The sequence below is a fragment of the Nocardia sp. GCM10030253 genome (assembly GCF_042675075.1).
In the GTDB taxonomy this organism is placed as follows: Bacteria; Actinomycetota; Actinomycetes; order Mycobacteriales; family Mycobacteriaceae; genus Nocardia.
Genome location: NZ_JBHTDL010000004.1, coordinates 738,212 through 753,520, shown reverse-complemented (window position 1 = coordinate 753,520; position 15,309 = coordinate 738,212). Strand labels below are relative to the sequence as shown.

The window sequence follows — 15,309 nt, the reverse complement described above, 5'->3', positions numbered from 1 at the left end:
CGGAGTTCGTGAGGGTAAGTGCGGTAATCGAATCGCGAAAAGAGATCCACAAGTGGGGGGCGGTTACCGCAGTCGGAGTGATCGCCGGGTACGTGGCGGTGCTGCTGGCGGACGCTCGGCACTACTACACCGACGACACCGAAGCCCAGTACGCCCCGATGTGGGTCATGCTCGGCAGGCAACTGCGCGAGGGGACCTTTCCCGCGCTCGTGCCGTGGGAATGGATGGCAGGCAACTACGCCTTGGAAGAGGCCGGGCTGTACAACCCGCCCCAGTTGCTGATCTATCTGATCGCGCCGTCGATGGACAACCTCGCTGTGTACGCGACGGTGGTGAAACTCGTCTTCTCGATCATCGCCGGGCTGGGCGTATTCCGAATCTGCCTGGCCTACGGCGCCCGAGCCCCGTGGGCGGCGGTGGCGGGCGTCGCTTTCCCGTTGAGCGGTTGGTTCCTGTTCTTCGACGAGGCCAGCTGGGTGACCTCGCACACGGCCACGGCGTGGCTGGTGCATGCCTGGGCATCAGCGGTGCGCTACGCGCGCGGCCAGAGTGGCCCGATCCCGGTCTTCGCCTTCCTCTATCTGGCGCTCTCGGTTCAATACGCCTTTCCCGCTGTCGAATCCGGGTTGATGATCGCGACGGTCGCCGCCGGTGAGGTCATCTATCAGCGGCACTGGACGCCATCGATGCGACTGTTGGCGGCGGCCGGTTGCGCCGCACTGGCGGCTGCGGTAGCCAACCTGCCCGGGATACTCTCCTCGCAGGCCACCTGGCGGGGCAGCGCACAGATCCATAACGATCCATTCCTGACGGTGCCCTGGTCGGAGTCGCTGAACGCGAGCCTGCCGAGCACTACGCCCGCGTTTACCGCATGGTGGGGTCATGTCCAGCCACTGCCGATGGTTTACATAGCCTGGTTCCTCATTCCGGCGCTGGCATTCATCGGCTGGCAGGCGGCGAGGCAGTCGGTCCGAGAGTTCAGTGGGATCGTTCTCTTCGCGTCGGCGGTGCTGATGTGGACCGCCGGCCCCGGCGCGATCGGCCCACTGCGCTGGCCGGCACGCGTGCTACCGATGGTCGCCCTCGCATTGCTCGTCCTGGTCTGCGTATTGCTCAGCCGCTACGGCACATTCGCGTCGTTGCGGCGCCGCGCCATCGCCGCCGCGGTCCTCATCGGACTGCTGTTCGTGCGTTCCTTCTCGGCAGCTCCGTCGCTTATCGTGCGCCATATCGTCGCGGTCGCGGTGGTCGCCGCAGTCGGCGCCGGGGTGGTATGGCTCGCCCGCACCCGGGGAACGGCGCTGGCGTGTGTGCTGACAATCGTGGCCATGTTCCCGATCGCCTACGCCCAGGTGCAGGGCGCCCCACCGACCCCCATGTCCTACAACTTCCCGGAACGGCGTTCGGCGATGACCGCGGCGTTCCCCGATTTCGACGGTGTCACACTGCAACTCGCCGACCGCGCACTGCTGGGACCGGCGGACAAGAACCTCGAAGGCGCCTACGGGTCGCTCGCCATCGGCAACTACGCCAAAAACCTCGAGCTCGACTACGTCAACGGCTACACCCCCATCGGCCACGCCGCGTTCAGCGCCGTGTTGTGTATGGCCTGGGACGGCAGCACCTGCCCGGACGCGTTCCGCCGCGCCTTCGCCACCGAACCGTCCACCGGCAGAACGATTGTCGACCTGATGAAGGTCGACCGGGTAGTGCTGCATCGAGCACAGTATCCCGACGCCAGCGACCACGCCGCGCCATCCGGCTGGAAGTGGGTCGATTACCCGGGCCACGAACGCTACATCTCGGTACTGGAACGGGAAAACGGCCTCATCTCCACCCAGAACGGCGTGATCGCCGATACCGATGGTGTGACCGCCGCGCCGACATCCGGCGACAGTTTTACCAGCCGTACCCGAGTCACCTCGCTCAGCGGCGGTCGTGTCGTGTTCGCGCGGCTGGCTTGGCCTGGCCACCGAATCACCTTGGATGGCAAGGACATACCGTTGACGACCGTGGCGGGCACCTTCCTGAAGGTCGACATTCCAGCAGGCACCGACAACGCCGAGCTGATCCTCACCTGGGGTCCGCCGGGCTGGCAGATCGGCATCGCGACCGCCGCGGCCGGCGTTGTCGGAATCGGCCTGCTGCAATGGGCCTACCAACGGCCACGCCGCCGCAGCCAGGAACTCCCGGCCGACGACCGACCGTCGGAAGAGCCGGATCGGGAACTGATCGCCGCGGACACATAGCGCGACGACGCGAATTTCGCGGCCGCCGAAGATGCGCACGGCGGCGGCGAAGCATGCCGGACGGGGGTCGTCGCCGAGTTCGACGCGGCCCCCGCCCGAGCGCCCGCACCGCCTGCTCGCGACTGCCCCACGTTGCCCGGCGCGGACTTTCGGACTCGCCGCAACAGCGGCCGAGCAGGTTGCCGACGGACCCGGCGCGGTAACCCGTTGCGCCGCAAGGCGATCAGTACGGCGGTGTGCGGCGGATAGATAGCGCGCCGCAGCCAGCCCGTGGCCGAAACGCGCAAAAGCCCCGCACCCAGAGGGTGCGAGGCTTTACCAAGCTGCGTCGATCAGATAGCGCGGACGTCCTGGGCCTGCGGCCCCTTCTGTCCCTGGCCGACCTCGAACTCCACGCGCTGTCCTTCTTCAAGGGACTTGAATCCCGAGCCGGACACGGCGGAGTAATGAACGAAGACGTCAGGACCGCCACCGTCTTGCGCGATAAAGCCGAAGCCCTTTTCGCTGTTGAACCACTTCACACTGCCTTGAGTCATTGCTTTTTAATTCTTTTCTGTAGATGAGCCAAGCGGATCACTGCGATAAGCCTGATCTCACTGGACAACCATGCCATGGATCGGCGGTTTTCCCTGCATAAATATCGCAGAGTGTGAGCTAACCGACCCTCAGCCGCCGGCCGCGACCGCCGCCTCGCCCTGCCGAATCAGGCCTTGACGGCGACCGACGCGCCGGTCAGGGCGGTTCTTCCACGCGACGCGGCCTGAAGTTGGACCATAGAAGCGTGCGGTGAGATGAGGGCCGCGTTCTTCTTCTGGTTGTGTCAGCGATCCGTCTCCGCCACACGGAAGGAACGAAGATCCATGGTGACTACTCGGAATTGTCAGCGCTCTGCCCGCATCGCGACCGTTTTCGCAGCGATGGGCGCGGCCTTGGTACTGGCCGCCGCCCCCGCGCTCGCCGAAGACACCGTCGACATCACCGGTGCCACACCGAGCACCGTCGCGGTCAGCTACAACTGCGACGCCGCCGCCGGGGTGAAAACCATCCAGGCGATGGCAGGGGAACCCACCGCGGAACGTCCCGCAGCCCTCGGCTCCCAGCACAATCCCACCTGCGACGGCACCCGACACGTCGCCACCATCCCCTTGACGGGCGCGACCGGCGAAGCACCGTTGCAGTCGGGTGCGGTTATGCAGCTACGGGTGGCCCTGGTCGATCAGAACGACATCGTCGTCTCCGGACAGGCGAAGGTACTCACCTTGACGGACTGACCGCACCGCGGCACAAGGAAGAGGCCCACTCCCAGCGGGGGCGGCTTGATCGTGTCGAGGTCTAAATCCCGAGGCGTTCCATCGCCCAGTCCGCTGCGGCTTCTTTATCGTCCGCGGGGATGTCGCGGATGGTGACGATGCCGTGTGCTCGTTCGCGGCTGGCGATCCAGGCGGGCTCTGTTGGTGACAGCTGCCAGCGTGGCGTTTCGTCGCAGAGCTCGCCCATCATCGCCCCACCCTCAGGTCGAGCTGGATCTTCCCGGCCTCGAGCAGGACGGCTCGCGCTGCGCGCTTGGCGGCGCACGTGTCGGTGCCGCATTCGATGTGCCGTTGCATCGCGGTGTGCGCCTGCTCGTTGGTGAACCGATTCGTCGGTGCCAGGTGGGAGGTTTCGAGCTTCCACGAATCCGTGCGCAGGCACGCTAGGTTCTGTCTCCCAATCGACTGAGTAGTCCGTTCGGGGTGGGCCGCTGGGGCTTGTCCGCTGTGGCGAGGCTGGTGACTGATCGGTATCAGGTGTTGACGGACAAGCAGTGGGAGCTGCTGTTGCCGAAAACCGAAGGGCGGGTGGGCCGTAACTTCACCAACTACTGCGACAGGACACCGAGCGGAGCTCGCGCGGAATTTGGGGAGCCTGCAATGCAGAGTTGCCCGCTTCCGCCAAATTTGCTGGCGACAGCGCCACGGCCGTACAAGGATTCAGGCCCATGAGACCAACTGTCGGTGCCGCCCTTGTCCGGTGTGACGAATGCAGTGGCTACGAGTACAGTGGAGCGCCTCAGTGCCGCCGATGTTCGCACCTCATCGACGACATCATCGACGACGAGTGGCAACAGTTCTTCCACGACTGGAATGGCGAGTGTGAACAAGAAGTAGCCCGGCTCGTCGCCGGAGAACCCGATCGACATGACTGGCGGGTGGTCGATGCGGCTTTTGACCGGATCGCCTGCGACTACTGCGGCGATCGGCTCAGCCGTGGCCCCATGAATTGCTCGGCCTGTAACCTCGCACATGGATTTCGTTACGCAGCGATAGAGACGGATCGGCCTGGAGTCCCCTCCGGCAACGAACACGCAATTCGGGTCAACGTCTCGGTCGTCCGCAGACCACATATGACGTCACCGCAGGAACTATTGGCCAGGCGCCTGCTTCTCCCTGCTCTTCTGATCGGATTCTTACCGACCACAGCACAAGCCCAACGCCTCAGCGCAATGATCAAGGCCGATCCCACACCAGACGTGGCCACCAGCATCGTCGACGCTTGGCTCCGCAGCACCAGCAGGAACATCCAGATTCGTTGAGCACGGCACTGTGCGAGGCAGATCCGAGCGATCCGACGGCTGGAGCGTTCAGGAGCTTCGGGGCCGAGGTTTCCGCTGCCGCTGATCCGGCGGTCGGCCTGCGGCCGCCCTCGCTACCTCAGCTCGGTGGTCGGCGGGAACGAGCGTGGTGATGTCGGCTCGGGAGGTGATCATCAGCTTCTGGAAGATCGTGGCCATCTGAGCGTCAACGGTTTTGAACGAGCTTCCGCGACGGGCGGCGATCGCGGTGTTGGTCCAGCCGGCCGCGGCGAATGTGGCTACCTCCTGCTCGGCGGTCGACAGCTCGTGCCATGGCGACCGGCGGCTCTGCCGGACCGGATGATCCACCTTCAGCTTGTCCAGGGACAGCGCGCCCAAAGCCAGCCGCACCACCTCGCCGTGCTCAGGCCGCAGCATCGAGCCCTCGAGCTCGGTGGCGGCAAAGTCCTTGGGCCCGAGCACATCGCGAGCTATGTCGATGGCCTTGACGGTCTCGGCGGCGAAGGGGCCCAAGTTCGCGATATTCACCCCGACCCGCTGCCGCATTGTGGACGCCCCACCGATGAGCTGCGCGATTTCCGCGGCCCATGCCCGCACTCGATCCGATGCGGCGCCGTTCACCGACCGCGCGTCCTCGACCATCCGCGCCAGCGCCCACGTCCGAATATGCACCGCCCAGATGACACCCCACTGATCACGCATCGAGAGCTGATCGGCTAGTGCTGTGCGTACGACCGCGAGTGCCGCATTCGGATCACCATGTTTGGTCAGCGCGATAGCCCAGGCCAATTCGGCCCAGGACTTCGCCCACCCCGCCTCCGAGGCGGTGGCATTGTCGAGATGACGCCGCGCGATGTCCAGCGCCTGCGCCGCGGTGCCGAGAAACCCCGCGGCCATCGCCTCGAATAACTCGCTCATCGCCGCACCGCCGAGATCGCCTCGGGCAGTGAACTTCTCGCGCGCGCTCCCCAGCACCGCCACCGCGCGCGCGTCACACCGCACCAGCAGCAGCTCGCCACCTCTCGTGAATTCCACCGGCGCGGGAAGGCCGAGATCACGCTCGGGAGAATCGCGCCAGCTCGCCAGGACTTCAGGGTCCCCGACACAGGCGGCGACGCATTCGTCGAGCATCCGCTCGGCATCGTCGTGCTCGCCCTGGCACATGCTGATCCAGCCGATCAAAGCCATGGCCGATACCTGGAGCTCGACCGGCGCCGGATCGAGGTCGCGCGTGGCCGCCAACGTCCGCTCCGCCCAACGACGGGACTCGCGCAGCGAACCTCTGAAGAACGGAACACGCATCGAGATAAGTCCGATCGCGATTTCGAGACCGATCGCGGCTTCCTCGGGCGCGGCAAGACTGCCGTCCATCGCGCAGAGCAGGTTGTCCCATTCTGCGCGCGCCCAATCCAGCAGCTGCTGCTCCGCCGGGCTGAACCACTCTGCCTGCGCGCGGGCAACCTTGTCCCGGTAGTAGCGACGATGCCTGCGGGTCAGCCGCACCCACTCCCCGCCCGTCGACCGCTCGCGCAGTCGCTGCTGAGCGAACACACGGAAACTCTCCAACAGCGAATAACGAACCGAGGTCGATGTCAGGTGGACCGAGACGAGCGACTGATCCACCAGACGCTCGAGCAGGCCCTCGACTTCGTCCCTCGCGATGCGCACTTCCGCGCCGTCAGCGGCGAGGTCGAGGTCGGCGCAAACTTCCTCGATCGCTTCCCGCTCTGCTCCGACATCGAGAGCCGACGCGCCGCCGTCGTCCGGGTCGACGTCGTAGCCCGCGGCGAACACCGACATCCGCTCGAAGAGCAGACGTTCCTTGTCTCCGCAGAGTTCGAACGACCACCCGATGACATCGCGAATGCCTTGATGCCGCTCATCGGCGCCGACGCGGGGACCATGCGACCACTGCAGCCGTCGATCCGTCACGCCTCCGCTGAGATCGCGCAGGATCATCGGCAGCGGTTGGCGCAGTAGCCGACCGGCGGCCAGCCGGATATAGAGCGGATGGTTGTGCACGCGCCGACAGATCGAATCCGCCAGCGTGAGTTGATCATCCGCGATGGCGTGACCCGCCAGCTCCGCGCGTTTGCGGAACAATGTCAGCGCCTGTTCCCTTGGCAACGCCCCGACGGGCACCAGTTGCTCGTCTACCCACCCGATCGCCTCGCGGCTGGTCGCCAGCACGGTAAGGCCGGGCACTGCGTCGAGCAGTTCGGCAATCAATCGGCCTGCCCCGTCCAGGACATGCTCGCAATTGTCCATCACCAGGATCGTCTGCCACTTGCGGCCGACAGCATCGGAGCGGGTGAGTGTGTCGACCAGGGCAGCCCACGCCGATCGACCGGAGAAATCGGCATCGACGATCGCCTGCGCGACCTCGTCCTCGACCGCTGTCGCGTCGGACGCCTTGGACAGTCGAGCCAGCCGCACCCAATAGACCGGCACCCGTCGGGCCTTGTGGTAGCGGTGGACGGCCTCGGTGGCGAGGCGAGTCTTACCGATCCCGCCCGAACCGATCAGTGTGATCAGGCGCGCGGAATCCAGCAGCAGCGTCGCGATCTTTTCCAGCTCGCGTTCTCGACCGACGAAATCACTGGTAGCCGCTGGCAGAGCACCAATGCCCGATGACCGTCGCACAGACACATCGATGCACAGTAGTCGCCCTGCGCCGACCGCACGAACGAGTCGACGTCGGGCCGCACCCGATGAGAGACGCGCGCCACAAGCCATCGCATTGCATCCACCGATGTGCGAGCCCTACCTATCCATCGAGTATTGCCCCATCGCCAAGGCGACTCCACGACCGGAAGGATCCAACATGCGACGAGTACAGATACTCGGGGCTGGCGAGTGTGGCCTACCTCTTGCTCATCAACTGCGGCGCGGCGGCACCTCGGTCACCCTGGTGACCGATCGGAACGCCGAGGCCATCCTGTCCGGCTCCGTGACCAGCACACAGGTCAAGTTCCCCACGACACTGGATCTCGAATCGCAAGCCGGCCTCGGCGTTTGGGACGCGACCGCCCCTGAGATCAAGGGCATCCGATTCACGATGGCCATCGACCGCAATCCGGTGGCAGGCTGGACCGGCCGCCTCAGTCGACCGGCCCGCAGCGTCGACCAGCGGACCGTGTTCGCCCGCCGGCTCGCCGACTTCGTCGCCGCGGGTGGCGATCTGGAGATCACCGACCTGCCGCTGCCGGAACTCGATCGGCGAACCGCCGACTACGACCTGACGATCGTGACTCGAGCATCACGCGAACTCGCCGCATGCTTCCCTGCCGACCCGGCATGGGATGTCGCGACCGGCCCGCAGCGCAGACTGGCGGTGTTCTACCTCGACGGGGTACAGCCGGACGCGGACAACATGGGAACCTATGTATCGCTCCCCGGGTACGGCGAGGTGATCTCCTATCCGGGACTCACCGGCCCGCCGGGGCAAGAAAGGCCTTGCGAGATGCTACTTTTCGAGGCTTTACCCGCTGGTGGACTGGACGTGTTCGGCCCGCACGGCAGCGCCACCGAGCGGTGGCGGCAGGCCGCGCACCTGCTGAATCGCTATCTGCCCGCGGCACTTGCCGATCGGTACCGGAGCGCCGAGGTGACCGACAGCGGGGCCACTTTGGTCGGTGCGGTGACGCCGACCATGCGGCAGCCGGTCGGAACCCTGCCGTCCGGCGCACCGGTGCTGGGTGGCGGCGATGTCGTGTGCCGGATGGACCCCGGCGGCGCACAGGGCGCCAACAATGCCGTCCACTGCGCCTTCCACTACAGCGAAGCAATTCTGAGCAATACCAGCGGTCTGTACGACCGAGCCTGGATGGAATCGACAGCACAGCCCTGGCTGACCGCCATCGCCCATCCCGCGGCGCGCTGGACGATGGCGATGCTCGACCCTCCCCCCGCGATGCAGGCGCTGATGCTTGCCGCGCAGGAAGATGCTGTGCTGGCCAATGCTTTAGCCGACACTTTCGCCCAGCCCGCGAACATGTCCGAGTTCAGTGCCGGTGCACAACCGGACAACCACGGCGAGCGAAACGCCCGCACGGCTGTCTCCTAGCGAGACCGCTGCCACAGCCACGACCACCCTCCCGCGTCAGGACACGTGCTGCGGCGGAGAGCTGGGGAAGACGACAGGCAGTGCGGTGAGAGCACGGTGGAACGGACCCGGTCGCCAAACCAGCTCGGCGGCCGGGACAGCCAGCTGCATGTCGGGCAAGGCGTCGAGGAGCTGGTCGATTGTGTCCTGGGCGATCAGATACGCCGCGGATCTGGCGGGGCAAGCGTGCGGTCCCGCGCTCCACGCCAGATGCGAGCGGTTGCCGGTCAGTTGACCGGCGCTGATCGCAGGGTCGTTGTTGCAGGCGGACATGCTGATAACGACTGGTTCGTGGGCGGGTAACCAGAGGCCGTCGAGCAGAATCGGGTGCCGGGGATAACTGACGCAGAAGTTCGCCAGCGGCGGGTCGGTGAACAAGACCTCGTCGATGGCGTCGCGTGTCGACAGACTGCCACCGAGGACGTCGCCGGCGAAGCGGGTGTCGGTGAGCATCAACAGCAGCGTATTGGCGATCAGATTCTGCTGCGGTTCGATTCCCGCGCCGTACAGGATGACGAGCTGATGGATCAGCTCCGACTCATCGAGCTTGGTCGGGTGCTGGAGCAACCGCGTGGTGATGTCGTCGCCGGGTTCGGCCCGTTTCCTAGTGATCAACTCCCCCAATGCCTCTGACAGCATCCCGTTGCCCTGCGCGGCATCGCTGCCTTCGAATATCGCGGCGGTGGCACTCGCGACCCGCTGCCCGATCTCCGGTGGGCAGCCGAGCATGGCATTGATCGCGTCGAATGCGAGCGGGAAGGCGTATTGGCTGATCAGGTCGGCCGCACCGGTCTCGCGGAAAGCATCGATCAGCGGAACCGCGATCCCCTCCACGGTGGCGTGCAGGGCATGCAGATCGACGCCGTTGATGCTGTCGGCAATGACCTGCCGATAGCGGGCGTGTTCGGCCCCCGCGCTGCGCAGCGCATTCGGACGCCACTCGAGTATCGGTAGCACGGGGCACTCGGCGGAAATGGTCTGCTGCCAAGTGCGGGGGTCGGCGGGGAAATGCTCGGGATCGTTGAGGATCCGCACCGCGTTGCGGTATCCGATCACCAAGGTCGCGGGCACGCCCGGCGCGAGTTCCACTGGCGCGACGGCGCCGTAGCGGCGGCGCATCTCCCGGTAGGCGCGATGCGGGTCTGCGGCGAACTCCGGCGAATACATCGGAACGAGGTCTTGGTCGGTGTCGACGGGCGAGCTGTGATGCGGGACCGAGCTCATCTCGGGTTGAGACGGAGGCTGTGGGGTGGTCAAATGCGGAACTCCAAACGCAGGCGATGTCGCGCAAGAAAAGAGGTGGGTCGCCGTAAGAGTTGTCCAATAGGTAGGTACCGGGCATCGGTAGCGCCGTCACTACCGATGCCCGGCACCTACCTAACCGGGCATCGTCATGCCGAAGCGCCTCGGTTGCGCGAATCGTCCGGATCGCGCGCGTCAGGAAGGTGGGATGACATGGAGCTTCGATCGGTGACGGCCTCCATCGATGGGCCGATCAGTGTCGCCGATATCGCGGCCCAATCGGGAGGCATTCGTGCGCTGCATCGACGGGTGTGCGAATTGCGGTCCATGGGACTGAATTTCGCCGCCAATGCCATCGAGAATGAGATGGCGGCATTGGAGCTGTCGCAGTATCAGCTGTGAAAGACCTGGCTGCGCCATTCGTGTTCCAACATCGCGTACACCACGGTGTCGCTCCACTCGTTCTTGGACCACCAGTCCTGCAGGTGCACCGCTTCGCGACGCATCCCGATCCGCTCCAGTACTCGGGTGGATGCGTCATTGCGTGCATCCACCTTTGCCGTGATGCGATGCAGCGACAGTCCTTCGAATCCCAATCCCAAGAGCGCACCAGCCGCCTCTGTTGCGTAACCATGCCCTGCCGCTCGGGGAGAGAACACGTATCCGATTTCACCGGTACGGTTCCCGGCGTCACGCCAGAACAAGACGACGTCTCCGAGCAACCGACCGGACGTCGTCTCCTCGACGCACAGATTGAGCGCCTGCCCTGCTTCGGTCAGTTCGGTCCTTGACCACACCCCTGATATCCGCTCGGCGACATCCTCGCGAGACATCGGTTCATACGGCAAGTAGCGGCATACTTCCGGCTGGGATTTGTAGGCATGTATGTCATCGATGTCCGCGACGGTCGCGGGTCGAAGCAAGAGTCGCCGGGTGGCTATCGGATACTCCGGATGCAGCACACTTTCCGACCTTACTGGACATCGAGTCGCTGACCTGGAAACCCGTTCTCACAACAACTCGGATACTCGTTCGGCTGTCTGCTGCCAGATCTCGCTTTCCGGGTCGATCACCGCGAAATGGCCACCCGGCGACTCGAGGATGTCGACCCGATCGTTCGACGCTTTCGCGCGGTCGGTGTAATGCCTGCTGATCTCGAGCAGGTCCGGTTCATCGTCGAGCCCGCACACCACCAGTTGGCGCACGCCGATCGGCAGCCGCTCGATCGGTGACGACCGGCGGTAGACCTCGGATTCGTCGGAATACCGGTGTCCGAGCGCGGCCGATACCGCGCCGTCCCCAAGCCTGCGCTGGTCCGCGATCCGTAGATCCAGCACTCCCGCCAGGCTCACCACCAACGCAGGTCGCAATGTCGCGGTATCGGCTGCCAAGCGCACCGCCAGCTGCCCGCCGGCCGAATGACCGAATACGACGACACGATCGAGGTCGAGCCGGTGCGTCCGCTGTGTCGTTGCGATCGTGGCAAATGCCGTCGCCACGTCATTCGTCGTTGCAGCCCAGTCGGATTCGGCGGGACGGCGATATTCGATGTTGCAGGTGACGTAGCCGCGCGCGGTGAGATCGACTGCCATCGCGTCCATCAGATCGCTGTCCCACCACGGCTTCCAATACCCGCCGTGAATCAGCACCGCCACCGGAAAGGGCCCTGGGCCGGACGGGATTCGCATCTCCACACGCTGCTGGGGGTGCCGCCCGTAGGTAACGACCGTCGGCGGGTGAAAGCGATGGAAGTACCAGCTGTCGACGGCATAACGGAGACCGCCTAGCCCGCGCCCACGGATGTGTGCGCGCACTCCCGCGGAACGATCGGACTCACACTGCCCGAAATCCACCCGGATGACTGCTACGTCGGCGAGGTTGCGGGACAACGAACCTGGCACCACGACGAACTCGCCGAGCGGTGCGGCGGCGTGGACGGCGGTCTCGAACTCCGACGCACTCGCCGTCGGCACCAGTTCGCCTGTCACTCCGCGGGCCTTCAAGGATCGCGACAGCAGCTCGTCGGCGGTGCGCAGATCCGTGACGGCACCTGGCCCGACGACAACGCGTAGATCACGATGACTCATCCAGCCCTCCATATGACACAACTCTAGCGTGCGTCATAATAATGCAATACGGTGTGGAGACCGCAGCAGAACGACGAGGCCCCCGATGACCCTCCACAGCAACACACGCGCACTCGAACGGGACATAGTCACCGACTTCAGCTCCCGCATGAGCTATGGCGCCTACCTCGACCTGAACACCCTGCTCAGCGCGCAGCACCCGGTCAGCCGACCGGAGCATCACGACGAACTACTCTTCATCGTTCAGCACCAGACCACCGAACTGTGGCTCAAACTGGTTCTGCACGAAACACGGGCAGCACGTGCGGCTTTCGACGCCGACGACATCGGCGTCGCGCTCAAATGCATTGCGCGGGTGAAGCACATCCAGAAGACCCTCACCGAGCAGTGGTCCGTGCTCGCGACGTTGACGCCCACCGAATACGCCCAGTTCCGTCACTTCCTCGGCAACGCATCGGGCTTCCAGTCCCATCAGTACCGTGCCATCGAGTTCATCCTCGGCAACAAGAACGCCGGCATGCTGCCGGTCTTCGAATCCGATCCCGCGGCACACGACGAATTGGCGACCCTCCTGCACGAGCCGAGCCTCTACGACGCATTCTGGCGCCACCTCTCCCGCACCGGGCTCGACGTGCCTCGCTCGACACTGGACCGGGACGTCACCGTGGCCTACGTCATGGACCCGAATCTGCTTCCCCTGGTGAAGTCGATCTACGAAGCCCCGGAAGAACATTGGTCCGCGTACGAAACATTCGAGGAACTGGTAGATCTCGAGGAAAACTTCCAGCTGTGGCGATTCCGGCATCTACGCACGGTGCTGCGCGTCATCGGGATGAAGAGCGGGACAGGCGGATCCAGCGGCGCCGGGTTCCTGCAACGCGCACTCGACCTCACTTTCTTCCCTGAACTGTTCGCCGTACGCACCGAGATCGGACGGTGACCATATGACGACGACACCCACCGACTTCGCCATGCGCGCAAGCGAACTGGACGAAACCGATCCGCTGCGCGAGTATCCCACCAGGTTTCTCGGCAGTGACGACCCGGAGATCGTCGCCTATCTCGACGGCAATTCCCTCGGCCGTCCCACCCGGGCGACCGCCGAACGACTCGCCGCCTTTGTCACCGGAGGGTGGGGCGGTCGACTCATTCGCGGCTGGGACGAGGGATGGTTCGACCTGCCGCTGACCATCGGTGACCGGATCGGCGCCGCGGTCCTCGGCGCGGCCGCCGGGCAGACCACGGTCGGCGACTCCACCACCGTGCTGCTGTACAAGCTCGCCCGCGGCGCCATCACGCTGCGGCCCGACCGCACCGAGATCGTCCTCGACCGGGACAACTTTCCTACCGACCGCTATCTGCTCGAGTCCATCGCGAGTGAGCTCGGGTTGACGCTGCGGTGGATCGAACCCGATTTCGACGGCGGCGTCACAGCACGAGAGGTGACCGACGTCCTGTCGGAACGCACCGCACTCGTCGTGCTCAGTCACGTCGCCTACCGGTCCGGGTACCTCCTGGACGCCCCCGCCGTATGTGCCGCCGTCCATGACGCCGGAGCTCTGCTGCTGCTCGACCTGTGTCATTCGGCCGGCTCGGTGGAGATCGAACTCGATAGGTGGACAGTCGATTTCGCGGTGGGCTGCACGTACAAGTATCTGAACGGCGGGCCCGGCGCACCCGCGTTCGCCTATGTCGGAGCCGCACACCAGGCCGATTTCACGCAACCGATCTGGGGCTGGATGGGTCGCGAAGACCCGTTCGATATGGCGCAGGGCTACGTCCCGGCCCCGGGGATCCGACGGGTCATCAGCGGCACTCCCGCGATCGTCGGAATGATCCCGATCCAGGACACCCTCGACTTGATCGAGGAGGTCGGTATGGCGGCCGTGCGAGCGAAATCGGTCGCACTCACCGAATTCGCCCTCGAACTCGCACGGACCTGGCTGCTCCCGCTCGGGGTCCGGGTGTCATCACCGCTGGACTCCACCCGCCGCGGCGGACACGTGACAATCGACCATCCCCGATTCCAGGAGATCACCGCACAGCTGTGGCGGCGTGGCGTCATTCCCGATTTCCGTCCGCCCCACGGAATCCGGCTCGGCCTCAGTCCGCTGAGCACCACATTCGGCGAGGTTCTCGCCGGAGTGAAGGCGATCCGCGATGAACTCATCACGCACTGATCGACAGCCCGCTATCGCGGGCGCCGTTCTCGACGACCTCGATTCGCGGCCGGGCAGCGCGACCTCGCTGGCCCGCACGGTTCTCGGCGCGTACGTCCGCGACCTCGGCGGGTGGATCGCGATCGCGGACTTCACCGAACTGCTTGTCCTCCTGGGGATTCCGGCACAGAGCACCCGCACGGCAGTCACGCGACTGAAAGCCAAGGGCGTGCTGCACGCCGAGAGTCGGAGCGGGCGCAGTGGTTATTGCCTGACCGACGCCGCGACAGCGATGTTCTCGCGGGGCGACCCTCGCATCTTCGGATTCCGCCAAATGGTCCCAGGTGACGCATGGCGGCTGATGTCATTCGGCATTCCGGAGTCCGAACGTGCGGCGCGGCACCAGCTTCGGCGCCGGCTGTCGTCGATCGGCTGCGGCACGGTGTCCGCGGGCCTGTGGATCTACCCGGAATATCTCGCAGTGGAAGCAGCCGCGATCGTCACGGCACTGAGACTCGACGAATACGTGACCTCGTTTCGCGCGACCGACCCCGCCGTGCCGGGCACAGTGCGGGACGCGGCCGCGCAATGGTGGGACCTGGACGATCTCGCGGACAGGCACCGAACCTTCCACGAGCGTCACCACGACGTCCTCGAGTTCGACGACACCAGCGACCACAACGCCTTCGCACGATTCATTCCCCTACTCGACGAGTGGCGGATCATCCCCTACCTCGATCCAGGTTTGCCCGACGACATGCTGCCCCCCGACTGGCCAGGCCCCGCCAGCGTGCGCCTGTTCGCCGAGGCTCGACAGAGATATCTGGAACCGAGTCGGCGGTGGGTGCGAGCGCTGGTCGACAAGCACGGGCGCTCCCTCCTTTAGCTCCATACC

The 15,309-nt window shown here is 65.3% G+C and carries 14 protein-coding genes; 8 read left to right on the top strand and 6 right to left on the bottom strand.

Annotated features, from left to right (window positions below; genetic code table 11):
• Nucleotides 1-8: 8 nt before the first annotated feature.
• On the top strand, nt 9-2,249 hold the full coding sequence (locus ACFQZZ_RS07590; RefSeq protein ID WP_378675884.1) for a hypothetical protein: 2,241 nt from the start codon (nt 9-11) through the stop codon (nt 2,247-2,249).
• Nucleotides 2,250-2,581: 332 nt separating this feature from the next.
• Here ACFQZZ_RS07590 and ACFQZZ_RS07585 read toward each other — a convergent pair whose 3' ends face one another.
• Nucleotides 2,582-2,785, bottom strand: coding sequence for a cold-shock protein (locus ACFQZZ_RS07585; protein WP_327114982.1), 204 nt, complete (start codon nt 2,783-2,785; stop codon nt 2,582-2,584).
• Nucleotides 2,786-3,109: 324 nt separating this feature from the next.
• On the opposite strand from ACFQZZ_RS07585, the gene ACFQZZ_RS07580 reads away from it, so the two are divergent.
• Nucleotides 3,110-3,520, top strand: coding sequence for a hypothetical protein (locus ACFQZZ_RS07580; RefSeq protein ID WP_378675881.1), 411 nt, complete (start codon nt 3,110-3,112; stop codon nt 3,518-3,520).
• Nucleotides 3,521-3,581: 61 nt separating this feature from the next.
• Here the strand turns inward: ACFQZZ_RS07580 and ACFQZZ_RS07575 are convergent, their stop codons facing one another.
• Nucleotides 3,582-3,749 carry a hypothetical protein gene (locus tag ACFQZZ_RS07575; protein ID WP_378675879.1) on the bottom strand — a complete coding sequence of 56 codons (168 nt, stop codon included), beginning with the start codon at nt 3,747-3,749 and terminating at the stop codon, nt 3,582-3,584.
• 478 nt (nt 3,750-4,227) lie between these two features.
• Here ACFQZZ_RS07575 and ACFQZZ_RS07570 point away from each other — a divergent pair, with 478 nt between their 5' ends.
• Entirely contained in the window at nt 4,228-4,821 is a 594-nt protein-coding gene (locus tag ACFQZZ_RS07570; protein ID WP_378675876.1) for a hypothetical protein, read from the top strand.
• A 48-nt stretch (nt 4,822-4,869) separates the two neighbouring features.
• Here ACFQZZ_RS07570 and ACFQZZ_RS07565 read toward each other — a convergent pair whose 3' ends face one another.
• Entirely contained in the window at nt 4,870-7,470 is a 2,601-nt protein-coding gene (locus ACFQZZ_RS07565; RefSeq protein WP_378675874.1) for a LuxR C-terminal-related transcriptional regulator, read from the bottom strand.
• A 175-nt stretch (nt 7,471-7,645) separates the two neighbouring features.
• On the opposite strand from ACFQZZ_RS07565, the gene ACFQZZ_RS07560 reads away from it, so the two are divergent.
• Nucleotides 7,646-8,887 (top strand): styrene monooxygenase/indole monooxygenase family protein, encoded by a 1,242-nt coding sequence (locus ACFQZZ_RS07560; RefSeq protein ID WP_378675871.1) that lies wholly within the window; start codon nt 7,646-7,648, stop codon nt 8,885-8,887.
• Nucleotides 8,888-8,923: 36 nt separating this feature from the next.
• Here ACFQZZ_RS07560 and ACFQZZ_RS07555 read toward each other — a convergent pair whose 3' ends face one another.
• The gene (locus ACFQZZ_RS07555; RefSeq protein WP_378675868.1) at nt 8,924-10,150 is read right to left on the bottom strand and encodes a cytochrome P450; all 1,227 of its coding nucleotides are present in this window, start codon (nt 10,148-10,150) and stop codon (nt 8,924-8,926) included.
• A 231-nt stretch (nt 10,151-10,381) separates the two neighbouring features.
• Between ACFQZZ_RS07555 and ACFQZZ_RS07550 the strand changes: the two genes are divergently transcribed.
• A complete protein-coding gene (locus ACFQZZ_RS07550; protein WP_378675865.1) occupies nt 10,382-10,570 on the top strand; it encodes a hypothetical protein in 189 nt (62 codons plus the stop codon).
• On the opposite strand, the gene ACFQZZ_RS07545 is transcribed toward ACFQZZ_RS07550, so the two are convergent.
• Nucleotides 10,561-11,130 carry a GNAT family N-acetyltransferase gene (locus ACFQZZ_RS07545; RefSeq protein WP_378675863.1) on the bottom strand — a complete coding sequence of 190 codons (570 nt, stop codon included), beginning with the start codon at nt 11,128-11,130 and terminating at the stop codon, nt 10,561-10,563. The genes ACFQZZ_RS07550 and ACFQZZ_RS07545 overlap by 10 nt on opposite strands.
• A 48-nt stretch (nt 11,131-11,178) precedes the next feature.
• Nucleotides 11,179-12,255, bottom strand: coding sequence for an alpha/beta hydrolase (locus ACFQZZ_RS07540; RefSeq protein WP_378675860.1), 1,077 nt, complete (start codon nt 12,253-12,255; stop codon nt 11,179-11,181).
• Nucleotides 12,256-12,340: 85 nt separating this feature from the next.
• On the opposite strand from ACFQZZ_RS07540, the gene ACFQZZ_RS07535 reads away from it, so the two are divergent.
• The 3 genes from ACFQZZ_RS07535 to ACFQZZ_RS07525 are packed head-to-tail and all read left to right on the top strand — an operon-like array spanning nt 12,341 to nt 15,300.
• Nucleotides 12,341-13,195 (top strand): tryptophan 2,3-dioxygenase, encoded by an 855-nt coding sequence (locus ACFQZZ_RS07535; RefSeq protein ID WP_378675857.1) that lies wholly within the window; start codon nt 12,341-12,343, stop codon nt 13,193-13,195.
• Nucleotides 13,196-13,199: 4 nt separating this feature from the next.
• Nucleotides 13,200-14,435, top strand: coding sequence for a kynureninase (locus ACFQZZ_RS07530; RefSeq protein WP_378675855.1), 1,236 nt, complete (start codon nt 13,200-13,202; stop codon nt 14,433-14,435).
• Nucleotides 14,416-15,300 (top strand): PaaX family transcriptional regulator C-terminal domain-containing protein, encoded by an 885-nt coding sequence (locus ACFQZZ_RS07525; RefSeq protein WP_378675852.1) that lies wholly within the window; start codon nt 14,416-14,418, stop codon nt 15,298-15,300. The genes ACFQZZ_RS07530 and ACFQZZ_RS07525 overlap by 20 nt, the downstream gene beginning before the upstream one ends.
• The last annotated feature ends 9 nt before the right edge of the window (nt 15,301-15,309 follow it).

Excerpts from the sequence above, each read along its gene's own strand:
- ACFQZZ_RS07530 (WP_378675855.1), top strand. The coding sequence starts at position 13,200 with ATGACGACGACACCCACCGACTTCGCCATGCGCGCAAGCGAACTGGAC.
- ACFQZZ_RS07535 (WP_378675857.1), top strand. The coding sequence starts at position 12,341 with ATGACCCTCCACAGCAACACACGCGCACTCGAACGGGACATAGTCACC.
- ACFQZZ_RS07585 (WP_327114982.1), bottom strand. The coding sequence starts at position 2,785 with ATGACTCAAGGCAGTGTGAAGTGGTTCAACAGCGAAAAGGGCTTCGGC.
- ACFQZZ_RS07555 (WP_378675868.1), bottom strand. The coding sequence starts at position 10,150 with ATGAGCTCGGTCCCGCATCACAGCTCGCCCGTCGACACCGACCAAGAC.
- ACFQZZ_RS07570 (WP_378675876.1), top strand. The coding sequence starts at position 4,228 with ATGAGACCAACTGTCGGTGCCGCCCTTGTCCGGTGTGACGAATGCAGT.
- ACFQZZ_RS07550 (WP_378675865.1), top strand. The coding sequence starts at position 10,382 with ATGGAGCTTCGATCGGTGACGGCCTCCATCGATGGGCCGATCAGTGTC.
- ACFQZZ_RS07575 (WP_378675879.1), bottom strand. The coding sequence starts at position 3,749 with ATGATGGGCGAGCTCTGCGACGAAACGCCACGCTGGCAGCTGTCACCA.
- ACFQZZ_RS07580 (WP_378675881.1), top strand. The coding sequence starts at position 3,110 with ATGGTGACTACTCGGAATTGTCAGCGCTCTGCCCGCATCGCGACCGTT.
- ACFQZZ_RS07540 (WP_378675860.1), bottom strand. The coding sequence starts at position 12,255 with ATGAGTCATCGTGATCTACGCGTTGTCGTCGGGCCAGGTGCCGTCACG.
- ACFQZZ_RS07525 (WP_378675852.1), top strand. The coding sequence starts at position 14,416 with ATGAACTCATCACGCACTGATCGACAGCCCGCTATCGCGGGCGCCGTT.
- ACFQZZ_RS07560 (WP_378675871.1), top strand. The coding sequence starts at position 7,646 with ATGCGACGAGTACAGATACTCGGGGCTGGCGAGTGTGGCCTACCTCTT.